19 protein-coding genes are annotated in these 19,661 nt (G+C 70.8%); 11 read left to right on the plus strand and 8 right to left on the minus strand.

Annotation, left to right across the window (positions count from 1 at the left end; translation table 11 throughout):
* Positions 1–70 precede the first annotated feature (70 nt).
* Complete coding sequence (gene ligD / locus U3653_RS05770; RefSeq protein WP_195077560.1) at positions 71–1,039, minus strand: non-homologous end-joining DNA ligase; 969 nt, start codon at positions 1,037–1,039, stop codon at positions 71–73.
* 111 nt (positions 1,040–1,150) lie between these two features.
* Here ligD and U3653_RS05775 point away from each other — a divergent pair, with 111 nt between their 5' ends.
* Together U3653_RS05775 and U3653_RS05780 are read left to right on the plus strand one after the other, a co-directional pair.
* On the plus strand, positions 1,151–1,393 hold the full coding sequence (locus U3653_RS05775; RefSeq protein ID WP_195077561.1) for a hypothetical protein: 243 nt from the start codon (positions 1,151–1,153) through the stop codon (positions 1,391–1,393).
* Entirely contained in the window at positions 1,390–1,698 is a 309-nt protein-coding gene (locus U3653_RS05780; protein WP_323123914.1) for a hypothetical protein, read from the plus strand. The genes U3653_RS05775 and U3653_RS05780 overlap by 4 nt, the downstream gene beginning before the upstream one ends.
* Positions 1,699–1,832: 134 nt before the next feature.
* On the opposite strand, the gene U3653_RS05785 is transcribed toward U3653_RS05780, so the two are convergent.
* From U3653_RS05785 to U3653_RS05815, 7 genes are all read right to left on the minus strand, one after another.
* Entirely contained in the window at positions 1,833–3,056 is a 1,224-nt protein-coding gene (locus U3653_RS05785; RefSeq protein ID WP_195077562.1) for an FAD-dependent monooxygenase, read from the minus strand.
* A 307-nt stretch (positions 3,057–3,363) separates the two neighbouring features.
* Positions 3,364–5,478 carry a RecQ family ATP-dependent DNA helicase gene (locus U3653_RS05790; protein WP_195077563.1) on the minus strand — a complete coding sequence of 705 codons (2,115 nt, stop codon included), beginning with the start codon at positions 5,476–5,478 and terminating at the stop codon, positions 3,364–3,366.
* 119 nt (positions 5,479–5,597) lie between these two features.
* Positions 5,598–6,452, minus strand: a complete 855-nt coding sequence (locus U3653_RS05795; RefSeq protein WP_324722343.1) for an alpha/beta fold hydrolase — start codon at positions 6,450–6,452, stop codon at positions 5,598–5,600.
* A 377-nt stretch (positions 6,453–6,829) separates the two neighbouring features.
* Positions 6,830–8,053, minus strand: coding sequence for an RtcB family protein (locus U3653_RS05800; protein WP_195077918.1), 1,224 nt, complete (start codon positions 8,051–8,053; stop codon positions 6,830–6,832).
* A gap of 90 nt (positions 8,054–8,143) precedes the next feature.
* Entirely contained in the window at positions 8,144–9,223 is a 1,080-nt protein-coding gene (locus U3653_RS05805; RefSeq protein WP_195077565.1) for an amidohydrolase family protein, read from the minus strand.
* A 1-nt stretch (position 9,224) separates the two neighbouring features.
* Positions 9,225–10,595 (minus strand): type I glutamate--ammonia ligase, encoded by a 1,371-nt coding sequence (locus tag U3653_RS05810; protein WP_195077566.1) that lies wholly within the window; start codon positions 10,593–10,595, stop codon positions 9,225–9,227.
* 45 nt (positions 10,596–10,640) lie between these two features.
* Complete coding sequence (locus U3653_RS05815; RefSeq protein ID WP_195077567.1) at positions 10,641–11,519, minus strand: ribokinase; 879 nt, start codon at positions 11,517–11,519, stop codon at positions 10,641–10,643.
* Between the two features lie 87 nt (positions 11,520–11,606).
* Between U3653_RS05815 and U3653_RS05820 the strand changes: the two genes are divergently transcribed.
* The 9 genes from U3653_RS05820 (at position 11,607) to U3653_RS05860 (ending at position 19,470) form a co-directional block, all read left to right on the plus strand.
* Positions 11,607–12,872 carry a glutamate-5-semialdehyde dehydrogenase gene (locus U3653_RS05820; RefSeq protein WP_195077568.1) on the plus strand — a complete coding sequence of 422 codons (1,266 nt, stop codon included), beginning with the start codon at positions 11,607–11,609 and terminating at the stop codon, positions 12,870–12,872.
* 87 nt (positions 12,873–12,959) lie between these two features.
* On the plus strand, positions 12,960–13,841 hold the full coding sequence (locus U3653_RS05825) for an AAA family ATPase (RefSeq protein ID WP_157112116.1): 882 nt from the start codon (positions 12,960–12,962) through the stop codon (positions 13,839–13,841).
* A 3-nt stretch (positions 13,842–13,844) separates the two neighbouring features.
* Positions 13,845–15,272: a vWA domain-containing protein gene (locus U3653_RS05830; protein ID WP_195077569.1), complete on the plus strand. Its 1,428-nt coding sequence runs from the start codon at positions 13,845–13,847 to the stop codon at positions 15,270–15,272.
* A gap of 9 nt (positions 15,273–15,281) precedes the next feature.
* Positions 15,282–15,623 carry an MmcQ/YjbR family DNA-binding protein gene (locus U3653_RS05835; RefSeq protein ID WP_195077570.1) on the plus strand — a complete coding sequence of 114 codons (342 nt, stop codon included), beginning with the start codon at positions 15,282–15,284 and terminating at the stop codon, positions 15,621–15,623.
* A gap of 50 nt (positions 15,624–15,673) precedes the next feature.
* Complete coding sequence (locus U3653_RS05840; protein ID WP_323123913.1) at positions 15,674–15,802, plus strand: hypothetical protein; 129 nt, start codon at positions 15,674–15,676, stop codon at positions 15,800–15,802.
* 2 nt (positions 15,803–15,804) lie between these two features.
* Positions 15,805–17,559 (plus strand): hypothetical protein, encoded by a 1,755-nt coding sequence (locus U3653_RS05845; RefSeq protein ID WP_195077571.1) that lies wholly within the window; start codon positions 15,805–15,807, stop codon positions 17,557–17,559.
* A 105-nt stretch (positions 17,560–17,664) separates the two neighbouring features.
* Positions 17,665–18,306 carry a nicotinate-nucleotide adenylyltransferase gene (nadD, locus tag U3653_RS05850; protein ID WP_084823829.1) on the plus strand — a complete coding sequence of 214 codons (642 nt, stop codon included), beginning with the start codon at positions 17,665–17,667 and terminating at the stop codon, positions 18,304–18,306.
* A 94-nt stretch (positions 18,307–18,400) separates the two neighbouring features.
* A complete protein-coding gene (gene rsfS / locus U3653_RS05855; RefSeq protein WP_195077572.1) occupies positions 18,401–18,814 on the plus strand; it encodes a ribosome silencing factor in 414 nt (137 codons plus the stop codon).
* Positions 18,808–19,470, plus strand: coding sequence for a histidine phosphatase family protein (locus tag U3653_RS05860; RefSeq protein ID WP_067810516.1), 663 nt, complete (start codon positions 18,808–18,810; stop codon positions 19,468–19,470). The genes rsfS and U3653_RS05860 overlap by 7 nt, the downstream gene beginning before the upstream one ends.
* The last annotated feature ends 191 nt before the right edge of the window (positions 19,471–19,661 follow it).

Consider the following 19,661-nt stretch of genomic DNA (forward strand, 5'->3'; position numbering starts at 1 on the left):
TCCTTCGGAGCAGTAGGACGTGGTCGCGAGCGGGTGGACGTTGCGACCGTAGCACCGCGTCGGCGCGGCACTAGGCCCCGCTCTGCTCGTCGTCGAGCTCCACGTCCACCTTGTCCCGCTCGGCCCACTCCAGGAGAGGATCCAGCTGGAACACCGCGTCGTCCATGCCCGCGTGCAGATCGCCGAGTTCGGCGAAGCGAGCGGGAACGGTGGACATGGTGAAGTCGCGCGGATCGATGTCGGGAATCTCGTCCCAGCGTACCGGCGTGGAGACCGTGGCGGCGGGGACGCCGCGCACCGAGTAGGCGGCGGCGATGGTGTGATCGCGCGCGTTCTGGTTGTAGTCGACGAACAGCATCTTCGGGTCGCGGTCGCGCCGCCACCACGTGGTGGTCACGTCATCGGGGGCGCGGCGCTCGACCTCGCGGGCGAACGCGAGCGCCGCCCGGCGCACCTCCTGGAATCCCCAGTGCGGCGCGATCCGGACGTACACGTGCAGGCCCTTGCCGCCGGAGGTCTTCGGCCAACCGACAGCGCCGATCTCCTCGAGGACCTCCCGCACCACCCCGGCGACGCGCTGCACCCGCGGCCACGGGCAGTCCGGCATCGGGTCGAGGTCGATGCGCCACTCGTCCGGACGCTCGGTGTCGGCGGCGCGGGAATTCCACGGATGGAACTCGACGGTCGACATCTGCACCGCCCAGATGACGTCGGCGAGCTTCTCGACGCACAACTCGTCGGCGTGCCGTCCGTAGCGCGGGAAGTACACCCGCACAGTCGGAATCCACTCCGGCGCGCCCGAAGGTAGCCGCTTCTGATGCACCTTGTCGCCCGCCAGTCCTTTGGGAAACCGGTGCAGCATGCAGGGCCGGTCGCGCAGCGCGTTGACGATGCCGTCACCGACGCTCAGGTAGTACTGCACCAAGTCGAGCTTGGTCGCGCCGGACTCGGGGAAGTACACGCGGTCCGGGTTGGAGACGCGGAGCGTGTGGTCACCGACCTCCAGCTCGATCGCCGACCCGGTGGATTTGCTTGCCACGCCTCGACTCTAGTGGCCGAACCGAAGGATATCCGTGCACGAGCGCGAGCCGCCGCGACGGATGTGCCGTACCGCTCACCGCCGCCGCACCGCTCTGGTATGCATACCGGTATGAGCAAGGCGACGCGCGTGACCGTCACGCTGGACCCGCAGGTGGCCGAATGGGCCAGAGAGGCGGCCGATCGCCAGAACCGCAGTCTTTCGGCGGTGATCAACGCCGCGCTGCGCACCACGCTCGTGCACGACAGCCTGACCGCGCTGACCATCGATGAGGACGCCGAGCTGGCCGCCGCCTACGACGACGTGACGCTCACCCAGGCCGCCGCCGACGACGACGCCGACGGCGCCGCATGAGACGCGGTGAGGTCTGGCGCTACGCCCCGACCCTCAGTGACGGCACCCCCTTCCCGCGGCGCATGACAGTGGTGCTGGTGTCCGACTCCGCGGTGATCACTTCGCGCTATCGCTGGTTGCAAGTGGTTCCGCTGCGCGCCGCCGACCCCGGCCACGTACTGGCCACCCATACCGAGCACGGCTGGGCCGACACCCTGAAACTGCACCGCGCCTACCGGCCCTGGCTCACCGAACACCTCGGCGTGCTCACCCAGGAGGAAACGGAATCCCTGGACGCGCGCCTACGGGCCACGCTCAGTCTGTGACTTCGGCCGCGCCTTCGGCGCGAACGAGGAACAGGCTCGGTCTCGCTTCGCTCGAAACCTGTGGTTGTGGTGCGCTGGGCGCGTCGGGTGTCGATCTTCGGTGTGGGAGTTCCGAAGTGGTGGATTCTGGCCGCCTACTGTTTGGCCGACGTGGTGATCGGTGGATCGGCCGGGGTTTTGGAGTCCGGTACTCCTGCATAGTCCGGCAGCTCGACGCCATGGATCGCGCGTTCGATCAGCTCGGTGAACCATTCGCCGGTGAAATCGGGGCTCGGTTCGGTGTCCGGTCCGGGGACCTCGCGGCTGAGGGCGTGCAACCGGCCGATCTCCTGGTTGGCCTCGACGAACGAGCGCATCCGCGCCTCGTAGTGGGTGAACCCGGTCTGCGGGTCCCACTCGGCGGCAGCCAGCTCTCCGGCCAGCAGGTAGGCGCCGACCAGGGCCAGGCCGGTGCCCTGACCGGACATCGGTGACGAGCTGAACGCCGCGTCTCCCAGCAGCCCCACCCGTCCGTGCGACCAGCGGTCCATCACCACTTGGGCGACCTGGTCGAGGTAGAAGTCCGGGGTGTCGTCCAGGTGCGCGAGGATGCGCGGGGTCAACCAGCCCATGCCGGTCATCCGTTCGCGCAGCAGGCGCTTCTGGGCCGCGACGTCGCGGTAGTCGACCTCGAAGTCCCCGGAGGGGAAGGAGAACATGGCCATCGCCCGGGTGGCGTCCTGGATGGGCCGCAAGCCCGCGGAGCGCCCGGACTCCTGGTAGTCGATCAGCCAACCGTCCAGCCCGAACTCGTTGGGCACACTGTAGAAGGCCAGCACGTGCCCGAGATGGCGGACGAACCGCTCACGCGGCCCGAAGACCATCGTCCGCAACGAAGAGTGCAGCCCGTCGGCCCCGACCACCAGTTCGAAACGCCGCCGGTCACCGCCCTCGAAGACCACGTCGACCCCGTCCGCGTCCTGGGTGAGTTCGGCGATCCGGTCGCCGAAGACGTACTCGACCTCGTCGCGGGTGTCGTCGTAGAGCACCCGCGACAGGTCCCCGCGCAGGATCTCGATCTCGGAGATGAACCCGTCGCCGCCGTCGTCGTCCGCGCGATAGGTCTCCAGCACCTTCCCGTCGGCGTCCACGATGTAGGCGCCTGCGGTCTTGGTGCGCGCCGCACGCACCGCCGCGTCCAGCCCCATCCGCCCGATGACCTCTTTGGTAACCCCCCGCGCGTCCACCGCTTGGCCACCCGGACGCAGCTCGGGGGCCCGCTCCACCACGGTCACCTCCGCGCCCCGCCGGTGCAGCCAGTGCGCCAGCGCGGGCCCCGCGATGCTCGCCCCCGCCACCAAAACCCTGATACCACTCACCGCTCCACCTGCTCACCCGTCCGGATCGTCTGCTCGTCGACGCTTTCGCCGTCGAGCGAGACGTCGACGCCGAGAATCAACTCCCGCATCCAGTGCCTCCCTGTGCTTCCTCCCGCGCTGGAACGGTTCCAGCACCGGCCACCGCTGTCGGTGCGTCCAGAGGTACCGACGACGGATCCACACAGAATTCATCGGTGCGGTACATGCGGAGGCGCATTCTCAGGTGCGCGTCATGGGCGAAGCCGATCATGCCGGTCAGCGGGCGGGACGAACTCTGCACGCGGAGCAGCGGCACGCCCAGTTGTCGTTATGTCGGTGTGGCCAGGGCGAAGGGCAGGACGGCGTCGGCGCCCGCCGCTCGGAGGGCGTGGGCGGCGACGGTGAAGGTCCAGCCGGTGTCGGTGACGGCGTCCACCAGCAGGATCGGACCCGATACCTGGGTCAGGTCGGGAACCTCCCACGAGTCGAACAGGCCGGCGACCCGGTGCGCGGAGTTGGCCGCCGAGACGGGCGGGCGGTCCGGGCGGGTGCGCAGCGTGCCGAGATCGCGCAGGCGGCCGACCTCGGCGAGGCGGGCGGCGAGGGTGGCGGTGAGCACGGGGTGGCGCGGCGATTCCAGGGCTAGCACCGAGGTGGGGCGGGTTGTCCAATCCCATTCGCGCAGAACGGCGACGCAGGCTTCGAAGACCGCGTCGGGAACCGGGGCGTCGGGGCCGTCGAGCAGCGCGCGCAGTCGCTGCCCCCAGCCGAGGTCGGTCAGCCTGCCGAGCACGCGACCGGTCTCCGCGCCACCGGTGATCTTGCCCGACAAGGGGATTCCCAGCTTGGCCATACCGGTGGGCCACTGTTTGCGTGGCGCGAGGTCGAGGCCGGGACGGTCGAGCCTGGCCTTGGTCGCGGCCACCGCGTCGGCGGCGACGGTGCGGTCGGGGCGGTGGCCGGTGCAGTTGTCGCAGCGGCCGCAGCCGGGCGAATCCGCCGACAGCCCCGGGTCGTCGAGCTGGCGGCGCAGGAATTGCATGCGGCACTCGGCCGTCGATTGGTAGTCGATCATGGCCTGCTGCTCGGCCTCGCGGGCGATGGACAGGCGCTCGTAACGTTCGGTGTCGTAGGTCCACGGCCGGCCGGTGGCGATCCAGCCGCCGCGCACGCGGCGCACCGCGCCGTCCACGTCGAGCACCTTCAACACCATCTCCAGCCGGGAGCGGTTCAACTCCACCAGCGGCTCCAACGCCGCGGTGGACAACGCCCGCTCGGAGTCCAGCGCGTCGAGCACCGCGCGCACGATGTGCTCGCGGGGAAAGGCGACGGAGGCGAAGTAGCTCCAGATCCGCGCGTCCTCGGGGCCGGGCAGCAGGATCACCTCGGCCCGGTCGGTGCCGCGCCCGGCCCGTCCCACCTGCTGGTAGTAGGCGATGGGCGAGGAGGGCGCGCCGACGTGCACGACGAAACCGAGGTCGGGCTTGTCGAAGCCCATGCCGAGCGCGGACGTGGCGATGAGCGCCTTCACCTCGTTGTTCAGCAACGCCGCTTCGAGCGCCTCGCGTTCGGCCGGGTCGGTCTGCCCCGTGTAGGCGGCCACGGTGTGGCCGTGCGAGGCCAGCACGTCGGCGAGATCGTGCGCGGCGGCGACGGTGAGCGTGTAGATGATGCCGGAGCCGGGCAGCCGGTCGAGGTGCCCGCTGAGCCAGGCGGTGCGTTCCACGGCGTCGTCGAAGCGGACCACCGACAGGTGCAGCGACTCGCGATCCAGCGTGCCGCGCAGCACCAGGGTCTCGGTGCCGATCTGGGTGGCGACGTCGGTGACCACCCGGTCGTTGGCGGTGGCGGTGGTGGCGAGCACCGGGACGTCCGAGCCCAGGTCGGCGATCAGCGTGCGGATGCGCCGGTAGTCCGGCCGGAAATCGTGGCCCCAATCCGACACGCAGTGTGCTTCATCGATCACCACCAGCCCGGCGTCGGCCGCCAGCCGGGGCAGCACCTGATCGCGGAAATCCGGGTTGTTCAGCCGTTCCGGGCTGACCAGCAGCACGTCGACCGAACCCGCGGCGACCTGTGCGTGGATATCGTCCCACTCGGTGACATTGCCGGAGTTGATGGTGGCGGCGACCACGCCCGCACGGTGCGCCGCGGCGACCTGGTTGCGCATCAGCGCGAGCAGTGGCGAGACGATCACCGTCGGCCCCCTCCCGGCCCTGCGCAGCAGCTTGGCGGCGATGAAGTACACCGCCGACTTGCCCCAGCCGGTGCGCTGCACGACCAGGGCCCTGCGCCGCCGGACGACGAGCGCCTCGATCGCGGTCCACTGATCCTCCCGCAGCCCGGCGCCTGCCCCGGCCAGCTCACGCAGCAGCTGTTCGGCGTGCTCGCGCAGGCCGGGGGCCGTGAGGTCGAGCGGAGACGCGTCGGTGGCCGTGGTCATGGGCTCCATCGTGCCCGACGCCACCGACAGGCGGCCGGGGCGCCGCCGGTCGGTCAGCCGCGCGCGGCGCCTTCCGGCCACATACTCGCCACCCCGGGTGGCCTCGACGTGCGCCGTGATCAGGCGGGCCGCGTGGTAGCGGCCGCCAGCTCGGCCAGCCGGGCCCGGACCAGCTCCGGACGTTCCTCGAGGATGAAGTGGCCGCAGCTACGCACCAATTCCAGGCGGTAGTCGTCGGCACGCGCGGTTTCCTCGGCGGCGAGCGCTGGATGGATCGCCGCGTCTTCGACCCCGAACAGCGTGCGGATCGGGATCGTCGCCCGGCGTCGTTCGCCGCGGCCGGCCGAACGGGGGACTTCGCGCAGCAGGAAAGTGCGGTAGGTGTCGGTCGCGGTGCGGGCGCAGACGGGATCGCGGAAACGGTCCGAGTAGACGCGGACCGCCTCGGGCCCGAACGTCGCGCGATCGCGTACCGAGCCGGCGAAGACGAGCTCCAGGAAGCGGGTTCGCCGGTGCAAGTAGTCGCCGAACGCCGCGACGGCGGGCTGGTAGAGCAGAAACCGCCACGCGTGCGGGAGGAAGGTACGCGCCGTCTGCCACGGGTGCGCGATGTTGAGTGCGAGCAGCGCGTCGAATCGCTCCGGTTCGCGCAACACGAGCAGGTGGGCGATATAGCCGCCCCAATCGTGGCCGGCCAGCAGGGCCCGCTCGCAGCCGAGCTCGTCCAGCAACGCGAGCAGGTCGGAAGCGACGTCGTCCTTGGCCCATCGGTGCGGCGGGGGACCGGACCAGCCGTAGCCGGGCAGGTCCGGCGCGATGATCCGCAGCCCGTCCGGCGGATCGGCGAGCAGATGACGGTAGGCGTAGTGATGCTCGGGCCAGCCGTGCAATGCCAGCACCGGGCGTCCGTCGGGCGGACCCGCCTCGGTCACGTGGAAACGCACACCACGGGCGGTGACGTAGGAGCGCCGCACGCCGGGAATCTCCGGCGGACCGGCCGCGGGGTCCGACTCAGGAGGGCGCGAGAAGAACGAAGGCCGCCAGCGCATATCCGATGGTATCGAGCGGGTCACCAGGACATCGAGACCGACACGAATCTCGGCTGACGCGCTCGTCGGCTTGTCGGCGCCACCGATCGGGATAGGCGTCGAGCGCCCGGTAGCGGTGATCCACGGTGGAGCGGCCGGGAGCGCCGGAACTCGAACGCCTGGAGAGCAGAGGCCGCTGTCGCGGAAATCGGGATGGGCGGGGCTCGGCCCGCTGTCGTCGGAGCCGGTTCGCCGCGGCCCTTGCGGCGATGCCGACCGCCGGACCAAGCGAATCGCCCGGCGGCAGTCGGCTCACGCGACGATCAGCCTTTGACGCAGAGCACCTGGCGCAGCGTCGCGACCACGTCGACCAGGTCCCGCTGTGCTGCGATGACCTCATCGATGTCCTTGTACGCGGCCGGGATCTCGTCCACCACGCCCGCGTCCTTGCGCGACTCGACGCCCTCGGTCTGGGCGATCAGATCGGCGACCGAGAACTGCCTCTTGGCCGCGTTGCGGCTCATCCGCCGTCCCGCGCCGTGCGAGGCCGACTGGAACGAAGCCGGATTCCCTTTGCCGCGAACGACATACGAGCGGGTGCCCATCGAGCCGGGGATCAGCGCGAGGTCGCCCTCGCCCGCGCGTACGGCCCCCTTGCGGGTGACCAGCATGGGCACGCCGTCGATGATCTCCTCCGCCACATAATTGTGGTGGCAGCTGATGGGCTGCTCGAAACGCACACCGCGCTCGGCGAATTCGGCCGCGACCGCGCGGCAGACCAGGGCGAGCATCACCGCGCGGTTGCGCGCCGCGTACTCCTGCGCCCAGGTGAGGTCGCGCCGGTAGGCCTCCATCTCCGGCGTGCCGGAGACGAAGACCGCCAGGTCGCGGTCGGGCAGATCGGCGTTGTGCGGCAGCGTGCGCGCGATCGCCATGTGGCGCTCGGCGAGTTCCTTGCCGATGTTGCGGCTGCCCGAGTGCAGCAGAATCCAGACCCGGTCTTCGGTATCCAGGCAGATCTCGATGAAGTGGTTGCCGCCGCCGAGCGTGCCCATCTGCTTGTGCGCCTTGGACTCGCGCGCCCGCACCCCGTGGTCGAGCGCGGCGAACGAACCCCAGAACCGGTCCCAGCCCGCGCGCAGCGTCGCGGTGCTCGCACCGAGCCCGGCGACCTGGTGACCGAGCCGGGTGACGTCCACGGCGTCGCGATGCGCCTGGAAGCCGACCGGCACCGCCGCCTCGATGCGCGACCGCAGCGAACGCAGGCTGTCGGGCAGGTCGGCCGCGGTGAGATCGGTGCGCACGCTCTCCATGCCGCAGCCGATGTCCACGCCGACCGCGGCGGGTGACACCGCGTCCTTCATCGCGATCACCGAGCCGACCGTGGCTCCCTTGCCGAGGTGCACGTCCGGCATCACGCGGACGCCGTGGACCCATTTCAGCGCGGCGATGTTGCGCAGCTGCTGGAGCGCGGCCTGCTCGACATCGTGCTCATCGGCCCACATCAGCGTCTGCGCCTTGGTGCCGCGCAGCTCGACGGGAAACATGGTCTCGGTCCTTCCGTTGGGGTACGCCATCAACGGTAGGTATCGAGGACACCCGGCGCACCCGATTATCCGACCGCCCGGTCGTGCCGGTCAGCCGACCGTCCGCGAGAACCGCGCGGGATAGACGCGCTCGGCATTCCCGTGGCCGAAGGCGCCGACCAAGGCTTCCGCGTCGGCGGTGGTGATCGCGTCGTCGGCGAGCCATTCGTCGACGAGCTTTCCGAGGCCACGCCGCCAGAGCAGCGCGCCGAGGTAGTGCAGCTCCGGCAGGCCGTAACCGTCGGAGGAATAGCACAGCGCCCGGAACGGGGCCAGCTCCAGCGTCTCGGCCAGCACGGCACCGGCCCGCTGTCCCACGTAGGGGATGGTCAGGCCGAGATCCAGATGGACGTGCTCGAAGACGTGCGCGAGGTAGGCGGCATGGCGGTGGAAGGGCCAGCAGTGCAGCAGCATCACCGACAGGCCGGTGCCCGCGGTCCGGCGCAGGAAGTCGGTGAGCAGCAGCGGGTCGCCGTGCCGCAGGCGCAGGTCGGGGTCACCGAAGCCGGTGTGGAATTGCAGCGGAAGACCGAGTTCGGCGCCGATGCGCGCGCCGAGGCCGACCAGCCAGCCGAGGACGTCCGGGTCGGTGAGCCGGTGTTCGGGCGCGAAACTGGTCGGCGGGTGATCCCGCAGCGGGAAGTCGAGACCGTATCGGTAGGCCACGATCGTCTTCAACCCGACGGCGCCTGCCGCCCGCGCACGCAGTTCCGCTTCGATCCGCTCGTACACCCCCGACACCGCGCCGACCTGCGCGACGACTTGCTCGGCCACCTCCTCGAGCCGGATCACCTCGCGCACCTCTCCGTCCACGAGAGCCGCGAAATCAGCGGTGCCCCCGCCGATTCCGGTATCCAGGAACCATCGGTTCACCCCGGATGCGCGCAGCAGCCGGGCGGCCACCTCGCGGCCACCGAGCCGGGCGCGATGACGGAGGTAGACATCCGGGCCGACATGGGCGGGCAGATCGAGCGCGGGGGCGCACCAGCGGCGCACGGCGAGCCCGATCGCGGAGTCGAAACTGCCGCGCGCGCCTTCCCCGAGCAAGCGCTCGAAGCCGGGCCGATCCAGATCGCCGGTGTCCACCCCGTGACAGTGGTGGTCGGTGAGCCGGACATCGTCGGTGAGCATGTCAGAACCGCCAGCGGGTGAGGGCGACCAGCTCTTCGGCGCTCGCGGCGGCGTACCGCTCGGCCTCCGCGTGGCGCACGGTGAGCAGCGCGTCGTGCAGCTCGACGCCCATGGCGTCGGCGAGCACCTTCGAGGCGGCGAGATGGCCGGCGGCTTCGGACGGGGTGGTCGGCAGGCGGCGCACCTCCGACATCCTGTGGGCTTCGGCGTCGAAAGTCGCGGGGTCGCCGACGATCTCGGGCGGAAGACGCAACTGTTCGGCGACACCGGCGAGCCCGGCGGCGAGCACCGCCCCGACGATCAGGTACGGATTGCCGGTCGCGTCGAGACACTTGATCTCGGCGTTGGCCGCCCACGACTCGGTGCCGCGCACCCCGGTGACGAAGCGCAGCGCGGCCTCCCTGGTCTCGTGGCCCCAGCACTGCCAGACCCCCGCCCAGCGCGACGGCTCGGACCGCAGGAAGCTGGCCGGATTGCCCGCTCCGACCGCGACCAGCGCGGGCAGTTCCCGCAGCACCCCGGCCAGGAACGCCTCGCCGGACGGCCGCATGCCGTGCGGACCGTCGCCGCCGGCGAACAACGGTCCCTCCGCGTCGGCCACCGACAGGTGCAGATGCGCTCCGGAACCGGCTCCTCCCGGTTCGATGCACGGGGCCAGCAGCGCACGCCAGCCGTGCCGCGCGCTCACCTGCCGGATCGTGTGCCGCACCAGCACCGCCTGGTCGGCGGCCGTGACCGGTTCGGACGGTTCGACGGACAACTCCAATTGCGCGAGCGCGTATTCCGGATGGAACTGCGCCACGGTGACGCCCTGCCGCTCGAGCGCCGCGACCAGGTCGGCGGCGTAGTCGGCCACCTGTCCGAGCCGCACCAGGCCGTAGGCGGGGCCGTCGATCGCGGGTGTGAAACCGTCGGCGTCGTCGGCGCGGCCCACCGCCCATTCGGTCTCGAACGCCATGGACAACCGCAGCCCTGCCGCCCGCGCCGCCGCCGTCTGCCGGGCCGCGAAGTGGCGCTGGCAGGCGGCGAATCGGGTGCCGTCCTGGTTGTACTTGTCCGTGGGCGCCCACGCCCAGCCGGGTTGGCAGGCCAGTTCGGTGAGCATGCTCAGATCGGGGACGAGCCGCAGATCGCCGTCGGGCCCGCCGAGATAGCGCCCGATCGCCATCAGGTCGTCGAAGGCGAAGGTCTCGAAGCACGGCGACACCCCGACGCCGTACCGGGACGCCGGATCGAGCCGCTGCCTGGGGACGGCTTTGACGCGCGTGATGCCCGCGTTGTCCACGAAGCTCAGCGCGACCATGGACGCGTCCAGCCGCTCGATCGGCGCGGGGTCGCCCTCGGCGGGGATGCGATCCGGCGTGGTGGCCATGCCCATCACGATATCGGCCCTGGCGCACCGGGAGCCGCCGCGGCGCTACTGCGCGACCAACGCGGCGGTGATCTCCTCGCGGGCCGGGATCGAACTGCTCGCGCCCAACCGGGTAGTCGCCAGCGCTCCGGCGGCGCAAGCCCAGGTCAAGGCCCATTCCGGACCCCGATGCCAGGCCGCGGCCAGCGCGCCGGTGAAGGCGTCGCCCGCGCCGGTGGTGTCGACGACATCCACCCGCGGACTGGGCCGGGACAGGCGGACGCCGCCGGGCCCGCGATAGTCCGCGCCCGCCGCCCCCCGGGTCACCACCAGGTGCGCGACGGCGTCCAGGTCCGCGCCCAGCCGCTCGGCCTCGCCCGAATTCACCACGGCCACATCGATATTCGCCCACAGTTCGGCGGGCAGCGGACGGGCAGGCGAGGGGTTCACCAGCACGGTGGTGTCGTTCGCGCGGGCGTGGCCGGCGGCGGTGGTCACCGTCTCGATCGGAATCTCCAACTGGCACAACAGGATATCGGCGTCCGCTATAGCGGCCATGTCGTCCTCGGTCAGCTCGGTCATCCGCGCGTTGGCGCCTCCGACGACGATGATGCTGTTCTCGCCGTCGTCGTCCACGACGATCGTGGCGATGCCGCTCGGCCCGGCGACGGTGCGCAGCAGATCGGTGCGCACCGCGGCGTCCGTGAGCGCGCCGCGCAGTTCACCGGCGAAGACGTCGTCGCCGACCGCTCCGAGGAAGCGGACCTCGCCGCCCGCGCGCTGGGCCGCGATGGCCTGATTGGCGCCTTTCCCGCCGGGCACCATGGCGAAGCCGCCGCCGAGGACGGTCTCGCCGGGGACCGGTCTGCGTGCGGTCGTGGTGATCAGATCCATGTTGATGCTGCCGAGCACCACGATCGCGGGAGCGTCCGATTCGGCCGTCATATCGCCGGACGGTAGTCGCCGTGGCCGCGTCGCGCACGCGTAGCAGCGGGTGGGATCGGCGGTGTACCCGGTGCGTAGGCTGTACCCATGACGGTAGGAACGACCACCCAGCCCGATGTCCGCGAGGTGGTGCACGAGGCCGCGCGCAAGGCCAGGGTCGCGTCGCGGGCGCTCGCCCAGCTGACGACCGCGCAGAAGAACGAGGCCCTGCACGCCGCCGCCGACGCACTGCTGGCCGCCGCCGACCGGGTGCTGGCCGCCAACGCCGAGGACATCGCCGCGGCGCAGGCCGCGGGCACCGAGGAATCGCTGCTGGACCGGCTGCGGCTGACCAAGCCGCGCATCGACGGCATCGCCTCCGGTCTGCGTCAGGTCGCGGGGCTGCCCGATCCGGTCGGTGTGGTGGTGCGCGGCTCGACCTTGCCGAACGGTCTGGAGATCCGTCAGGTGCGCGTGCCGCTCGGCGTGGTGGGCATGGTGTACGAGGCAAGGCCGAACGTCACCGTCGACGCGTTCGGGCTCGCGCTCAAATCCGGTAACGCCGCCCTGCTGCGCGGCTCGTCCTCGGCGGCCCGGTCCAATGCCGCGCTCGTCGCGGTGCTGCGTGAATCGCTTGCGGCGCAGGGCATCCCGGCCGACGCCGTGCAGCTGCTGCCGAGTGAGGACCGTTCCAGCGTCACCCATCTGATCCAGGCGCGCGGCCTGGTCGACGTGGTCATTCCGCGCGGCGGCGCCGGGTTGATCAACGCGGTGGTACGCGACGCGCAGGTGCCCACCATCGAGACCGGCACCGGCAACTGCCACGTCTACGTGCACGCCGCCGCGGACCTGGACATGGCCGAGCGGATCCTGATCAACGCCAAGACCCGCCGTCCCAGCGTGTGCAACGCGGCCGAGACCGTGCTGATCGACGCGGGCATCGCGGACACGGCGCTGCCCCGGCTCACCGCGGCGCTGGAACGTTCCGGCGTCACCATCCACGGTGACCTGCCCGGCCAGGTTCCTGCCACCGACGCCGACTGGGGCGAGGAGTACCTCACCCTGGACATCGCGCTGAAAGTGGTCGACGGCCTGGACGCGGCGGTGGAGCACATCAACACCTGGGGCACCGGCCACACCGAGGCCATCGTCACCGGCGACCTCGCCGCGGCCCGCGAATTCACCAGCCGGGTGGACGCCGCCGCGGTGATGGTGAACGCCTCCACCGCGTTCACCGACGGCGAGCAGTTCGGCTTCGGCGCCGAGATCGGGATCTCCACCCAGAAGCTGCACGCTCGCGGGCCGATGGCCCTGCCGGAGCTGACCTCCACGAAGTGGATCGTCTGGGGCGAAGGGCAGATCCGGCCCGTCTGACCCGCGTGCGTGGCCGCGGCCGATGCCGAGTCGGCGTCGGCGGCGCGCTGCCGTAGCGTGGGGGATGGTTCGGAAGGAAGGTGCCGGGTGGTGTCGGAGAGCGCAGTACAGGAGCCGATCTTCACGTCGGTGGACGATGTGATCGAACGGTTGGCGAGCACGGGCTACCTGGCGGACAAGGCCACCGCCACCTCGGTGTTCCTCGCCGATCGCCTGGGCAAGCCGTTGCTGATCGAAGGGCCGGCGGGTGTGGGCAAGACCGAGCTGGCGCGCGCGGTCGCGCAGACCTCGGGCGCCGAGCTGGTGCGGCTGCAGTGCTACGAGGGCGTCGACGAGGCCCGCGCGCTGTACGAGTGGAACCACGCCAAGCAGATCCTGCGCATCCAGGCATCCAGCGAGAACGACTGGGAAGAGACGAAGGCCGACGTCTTCACCGAGGAGTTCCTGCTGTCGCGCCCGCTGCTGACCGCGATCCGGCGTTCCGATCCCACGGTGCTGCTGATCGACGAGACCGACAAGGCCGACGTCGAGATCGAGGGCCTGCTGCTCGAGGTGCTCAGCGACTTCGCGGTGACGGTGCCGGAACTGGGCACGATCACCGCGAGCCGTAAACCGTTCGTCGTGCTCACCTCGAACGCCACCCGCGAGCTGTCCGAGGCGCTCAAGCGCCGCTGCCTGTACCTGCACCTGGATTTCCCGGACGAGGAGCTGGAGCGGCGCATCCTGGCCAGCCGGGTGCCCGAACTGTCGGCGGCGGTCGCGGCGCAGCTGGTGCGGATCGTGCACGTGCTGCGCGGCATGCAGTTGAAGAAGCTGCCCTCGGTCGCGGAGTCGATCGACTGGGGCCGCACGCTGCTGGCGCTCGGCCTGCGCGACCTGGACGACACCACCGTCCGCGCCACGCTCGGCGTGGTCCTCAAACACCAGAGCGACCATCAGCGCGCGCTGGCCGAACTGAAGCTGGCCTGAGTCATGGCGACCGGTCCGGTCCCCGCCGATGTCGCGGCGCTGAGCGCGCCGCACGGCATTCCGGGGCATCTGGTCGGATTCGTGGAGGCGCTGCGGGCGCGCGGGATACCGGTCGGACCTTCGGAGACGGTGGACGCGGGCCGTGTGGTGACCGTGCTCGACCTGATGGACCGTGAGGTCCTGCGCGAGGGATTGGCGTGCGCGTTGCTGCGGCGCACCACCCACCGCGCGACCTTCGACGGGCTGTTCGACCTGTGGTTCCCCGTCGCCGTCGGGCAACGCGCCGCGGACCAGGACGAGCTCGAGATCCCGCAGACGCCCTCGGGGGACGTGGACATCCCGGCGCTGCGCGAACTGCTCGCGGAACTGCTGGCGCAGGAGTCGGCCACCCCGCAGCTCGAGGCGCTGGCCGCGCAGCTGGTCGAACAGCTCGGCCAGTATCAATCCGCCCGCGGTCCGTCCTTCTCGTCGTATCAGGCGCTGAAAGAGGTGCAGCCGCAGACCTTGCTGGCGAAGATTCTCGCCGGCATGGCACTCGGGCCGGACGCGAGCGAGTTCGACGCCGAGATCGCCCGCCGCGCCGCCCGGCAGCGCATCGCCGGTTTCCGTGCGACCGTGGAGGCCGAGACCAGGCGGCGGGTCGCCGAACGGATCGGCCGCGAGCGCGTGGCGAGCTACGGCGTCGCCCGGCAGGCCGAGGAGGTCGACTTCCTGCGCGCCTCCGAAGCCGAACTCGGCGAACTCAAACGCAGTACCCAGCGGTTGGCCCGGATCCTGGCCGCGCGGCTTGCCGCCCGCCGCAGGCATGCCCGCCGCGGTGCCATCGACCTGCGCCGCACGCTGCGCGCGTCGATGTCGACGGGTGGCGTGCCCATCGATCTGGTGAACCGCAAGCCGCGGCCGGGCCGTCCCGAGCTGGTGCTGCTGTGCGACGTCTCCGGCTCGGTCGCCGGTTTCAGCAACTTCACGCTGTTGCTGGTGAGCGCGCTGCGCGAGCAGTTCTCCCGGGTGCGCATCTTCGCGTTCGTCGACCAGATCGACGAGGTGACCCGGTTCTTCGACCCGCACACCCAGCTGGACCGGGCGATGGCCCGGATCTTCGGTGAGGCGAACGTCGTCGGCCTGGACGGGCACTCCGACTACGGCAACGCGCTGGCCGGGTTCGCCAGGGACTTCCCGGACGCCGTCACCAGCCGCAGCTCGCTGCTCATCCTCGGCGACGCACGCACGAACTACCGTGACCCCGAGCTGGACACCTTGCGGTCGCTGGTCGAGGTGGCCAAACACGCGCACTGGCTGAATCCGGAACCGCGCAACCAGTGGGGTTCCGGCGATTCCGCGGCGGACAAGTACCGCGACGTGATCGAGATGCACGAATGTCGTTCGGCCAAACAGCTCACCGCGGTGGTCTCGCGGCTGCTGCCGGTGTAGGAAGGCGGCATGGACGATGCCGCGCTGCTGAGCTACTGCCTGGCCAAGCCGGGCGCCTGGCAGGACGAACCGTGGGAGGGCGACGTCGTCGCCAAGGTCGGCGACAAGATCTTCGCGTTTCTCGGCGCGACGTCGGTCGGACTCAAATGCGGGCGGACCCGCGAGGAGGCCGACGAACTGGTCCGGGTGTATCCCGAGGACGTGTCGGCGTCGGCCTACATCGGGCGCTACGGCTGGAACGTCATCCGGTTCGGCGGCGCGGTCTCGGATAACGAACTGTACGAGCTGGTGGATATCTCCTACGAGGCGGTCGTGAGCAAGCTGCCGAAGAGCAAGCGCCCGACCGCTTGAAAAGCGTTCGTTAAGCGGATCTTTGGCGTACGCCGAAAAGATCGGCGGCCATGAACTATTCGTTCCCAGTCGATTCGCGCGCCCCGCTGATGATCCACCGCCCGCTGAGCGCGGGCGATCGTGCCTGCGGCGGCTTCCTCGGCCAACGCGCCGCCGCCCGCGGCGTAGAGACGGAGTGAGCATGGACTCCGCCGAGATCGGCGCGGCACTGGCACAGATCGGCGCGCTGCCGCACGGCCGGACGCGGACCGAGCGACTGGAGACCCTCGCCGCGGCCGCGCGAATCGGAACGAATCGCGCGCTGGAAGGCAGGGTGTTGCTGGAACTGGCGCAGTCCTACATCTCTGCGGGCGAATCCGACCTGGTGCCCGGCGCCTATGGCAGGTTGCTTCGGATCTACGACGATCACCCCGCCGAGCTGGGCTCGATGACACATTCGGTGCACTGGTACCTGAAACGGGTGACTCGGGGCATGATCGACAACCCCGCGATACCGCTGTCCACGATCGATCGCTGGTTCGGTGAACTGGACAGCCGCTATCGGCAGCGCGGCTACAGCCCGCGTCCGGTGCTGGCGCTGCGCTCCGAACTCAGCCGCGCGATCGGGGACGGCGCGGCCGCCGCCGCGTGGCTGGACCGGGCGATGACCGCTCCGCGCGACAACATGTCCGACTGCGAAGTGTGTGAGCGCGGCGAATGGGGCGTGACGAGCGTGTCGCGCGGCGACGACGAGGGCGGGCTCGCACAGTGGAAACCCGTGCTGGACGGCGAGCGAACCTGTGCCGACGAGCCGCACCGCGTGCTGGCGCGCGCATTGCTCCCGCTGGTGCGCACCGGCCGCGTCGCGGCGGCCCGCGGCGCGCACCTATCCGGATATCCGCTGGTCCGCCACACCGCCGAGCTACGTCCGTCGGTGGCGCTGCACCTGGAATTCTGTGCGCTGACCGGCAACGAGGCACGGGGGCTGGAAATCCTCACCGAGCACGCGAGCGCGCTGGCCGATCCCGGCGCGGTCGTGGGTGCGCGCCTGGCGTTCGCCACCGGGGTGTGCGTGCTGCTGCGCAGGCTGGTGACGCTGCGGCTGGGTGATCTTCCGCTGGCGGAAGGGACGGTGGAATCGGTGCGCGCCCGGCTGGAGGTGCAGATCGGCGCGCTGTGCGCCCGCTACGACGCCCGCAACGGCACCAGCGCGGTCAGCCTGCGCACCGCGGCCCGGCTCGCCGCCGAACCGCTGGTGGATCGGTTGCCGCTCGGTTTACGCAGCACACTGCCGCGCGCGGGGAGCCGGCCGGACAGCGTTTCGGTGGCCGACGACTTCTCCGGTGACCGGGCCGCGGAGGTGCGCAGGCTGGGCGAACTCGGCGCCGCCCGGCTCGCCGATACGCCCGACGAGGCCGAAGCGCACCTGCGCGAAGCGCTGGCGCTCGGCGCACCGGTGCTGGCGGCGGAGGAGGCCGCCCGGTTGGGCGCCCAGCTGGTCATCGCCATCGCGAGCCAGCCCGACCGGGAACTCGATCTCGCCGACGCCGCGGTGCGCGCCGCGGCGCGCTGGGCGGGGCTGTCGGAACCGGACGCGCTGCATCACACCCTGGTCGCCGCACGCGCGTTCCATCGCGCCGGGCGGCACGGCGAGGCCGCGGCCCTGTTCGAACAGGCGCTGCGCAGCGATGCGATTCCGTATCCGTCCGGTGAACTGGCGGTGGTGCGCGCGCAGTTCGGCCGATCGCTGGACGCACTCGACCGTCATCGCGAGGCCGCGCGGCAGTTCCTCGCCGGGGCGCGACTGGTCGAGCGCGACCCGGAGCGGACGAAGTTGCACGCCGAGCTGGCGTGGGCGGCCGCCACCGCGCTGGAGCGCTGCGGGCAGGACGCCGAGGCGGTGGCGGCCTACCACCGCGCCGCGCGGCTGGGGGGCGGCGCCGAAACCACCGTCTGAGGCGTCGCCGCCGGACCCTCGCGGCGAGCGTAGTGCGGGCGGGTGTCTCCAGTCGGTTCCCGCCCCCGCTCACCGGCCCCGCGCCACCCGTTAAGCTCGGCAGTCATGCACGAGAGAGGTCGGCGCGGCCGCAAGCTCGGGGTGATGGGCGGCACGTTCGACCCCATCCACCACGGGCATCTGGTCGCCGCCAGCGAGGTCGCGCACCGGTTCGACCTGGATGAAGTGATCTTCGTCCCGACCGGACAACCGTGGCAGAAATCGCACAAGCAGGTCAGCCCGGCCGAGGACCGGTACCTGATGACCGTCATCGCGACCGCGTCCAACCCTCGGTTCTCGGTGAGCCGCGCGGACATCGACCGCGGCAAGGTCACCTACACCGTGGACACCCTGCGGGAGATGCGATCGGCCCATCCCGGCGCCGAGCTGTACTTCATCACCGGTGCTGACGCGCTGGCCAGCATCCTGACATGGCAGGATTGGGCAGAACTGTTCGAACTGGCGAAGTTCGTCGGGGTGAGCCGTCCGGGGTACGAGCTGAACATCGATCATCTCGAGGAGCATCTGCGGGATCTCCCGCCGGATGCGGTGACCATGGTCGAGGTCCCCGCGCTGGCGATCTCGTCGAGCGAATGCCGTCGCCGCGCCGCCGAGAACCGGCCGGTGTGGTACCTCGTCCCCGACGGCGTGGTGCAGTACATATCGAAGCGGCACCTGTATGTGCCCGGAGCAGCGGAAGGTAGCTGAGCGTGAGCGAGCGCAGCGAAGGTGCGGGCATGAGCGAGCCGACGATCGACGAAGCCGCGCGTGCGGCCGCGCCGAGCGCCCGGGAGGTGCTGGCATGACCGCGTCGACCGAGTCGGTGGAGATCGCGCAGGTCGCCGCGCTGGCCGCGGACGAGAAGCTGGCGTCCGACGTGGTGGTGCTCGACGTGTCGGAGCAACTGGTGATCACCGACTGCTTCGTGATCGCGTCCGCGCCCAACGAGCGTCAGGTCAACGCCATCGTCGACAACGTGGAGGAGAAGCTCCGCGCGGCCGGGCACAAGCCGGTCCGGCGCGAGGGCACCCGAGAGGGCCGCTGGGCGCTGCTGGACTACGTCGACGTCGTCGTGCACATCCAGCACAACGACGAGCGCAATTTCTATGCGCTGGAACGTCTGTGGAAGGACTGCCCCGTGGTGCCGGTCGAAGGCATCACCGGTGCCGCGCCGGATTCGCGCGCCACGGCGACGGAGGACGAGGCGCGATCGTGAGCAGACATGCCGGCGTGCGCACCCTCATCCTGTTGCGCCACGGGCAAACCGAGTGGAACGCCACCGACCGCATGCAAGGCCAGATCGACACCGATCTCACCGAACTCGGCCGCAGGCAGGCCAAAGAGGCGGCGCGCGAACTCGTTTCGCGCAACGCCATCGCGATCCACTCCTCGGATCTGCGCCGCGCCTTCGACACCGCGACGGCTCTGGCCGAACACACCGGGCTCACCGTCGTGCCGGACGTCAGATTGCGGGAGACCAACCTCGGTGACTGGGAGGGGCTGACCCACCTGGAAGTCGACGCCGACTATCCGGGCGCGCGCATGGCGTGGCGGCTGGACGCGCGCTACACCCCGCCCAACGGCGAGAGCAAACTCGAGGTCGGAGCGCGGTCGCTGCCGGTGGTGCAGGAGTTGCTGGCCGAGCGACAGGACTGGCCGGGCCGGACTATCATCCTGGTGGCGCACGGCGGGCTGATCGCCGCCCTCACGGCCGCGCTGCTCGATCTGCCGCCGCAGAACTGGCCGATCCTCGGAGGACTGGCCAACACCAGCTGGGTGCAGCTCAGCAGCCACGGCCCGAGCATCGAACAGCCCGGCTGGCGTCTGGATGTGTGGAACGCAGCGGCGAAGGTAGCACCGGATGTCCTCTGAAGAGCCGATCAGATCGGTCCCGGACGAACTGTTCCGTAAGGTGTCGGCGCGGCCGGAACGGCAGTTGCCCGACGCGTTGTTCGGCGGTCCGCCACCGGCTTCCCGCGAACCCGAGGCCACCTCCGGCGAAGCTTCCGGCGCGGCAGGCGAATCCGGCGGCGGGTCGGCGTCCGGAGAGGAATCCGACGCGG

It is taken from the genome of Nocardia implantans, from assembly GCF_035544775.1.
GTDB lineage: Bacteria > Actinomycetota > Actinomycetes > Mycobacteriales > Mycobacteriaceae > Nocardia > Nocardia implantans.

Bases quoted from the DNA above. Each gene is read 5' to 3' on its own strand.
- U3653_RS05790 (WP_195077563.1), bottom strand. From the start codon at position 5,478: ATGACCACGGCCACCGACGCGTCTCCGCTCGACCTCACGGCCCCCGGC.
- U3653_RS05830 (WP_195077569.1), top strand. From the start codon at position 13,845: ATGGCGACCGGTCCGGTCCCCGCCGATGTCGCGGCGCTGAGCGCGCCG.
- rsfS (WP_195077572.1), top strand. From the start codon at position 18,401: ATGACCGCGTCGACCGAGTCGGTGGAGATCGCGCAGGTCGCCGCGCTG.
- U3653_RS05820 (WP_195077568.1), top strand. From the start codon at position 11,607: ATGACGGTAGGAACGACCACCCAGCCCGATGTCCGCGAGGTGGTGCAC.
- U3653_RS05835 (WP_195077570.1), top strand. From the start codon at position 15,282: ATGGACGATGCCGCGCTGCTGAGCTACTGCCTGGCCAAGCCGGGCGCC.
- U3653_RS05775 (WP_195077561.1), top strand. From the start codon at position 1,151: ATGAGCAAGGCGACGCGCGTGACCGTCACGCTGGACCCGCAGGTGGCC.
- U3653_RS05780 (WP_323123914.1), top strand. From the start codon at position 1,390: ATGAGACGCGGTGAGGTCTGGCGCTACGCCCCGACCCTCAGTGACGGC.
- U3653_RS05845 (WP_195077571.1), top strand. From the start codon at position 15,805: ATGGACTCCGCCGAGATCGGCGCGGCACTGGCACAGATCGGCGCGCTG.
- U3653_RS05805 (WP_195077565.1), bottom strand. From the start codon at position 9,223: ATGCTCACCGACGATGTCCGGCTCACCGACCACCACTGTCACGGGGTG.
- U3653_RS05815 (WP_195077567.1), bottom strand. From the start codon at position 11,519: ATGACGGCCGAATCGGACGCTCCCGCGATCGTGGTGCTCGGCAGCATC.
- U3653_RS05800 (WP_195077918.1), bottom strand. From the start codon at position 8,053: ATGTTTCCCGTCGAGCTGCGCGGCACCAAGGCGCAGACGCTGATGTGG.
- U3653_RS05810 (WP_195077566.1), bottom strand. From the start codon at position 10,595: ATGGCCACCACGCCGGATCGCATCCCCGCCGAGGGCGACCCCGCGCCG.
- U3653_RS05840 (WP_323123913.1), top strand. From the start codon at position 15,674: ATGAACTATTCGTTCCCAGTCGATTCGCGCGCCCCGCTGATGATCCAC.
- nadD (WP_084823829.1), top strand. From the start codon at position 17,665: ATGCACGAGAGAGGTCGGCGCGGCCGCAAGCTCGGGGTGATGGGCGGC.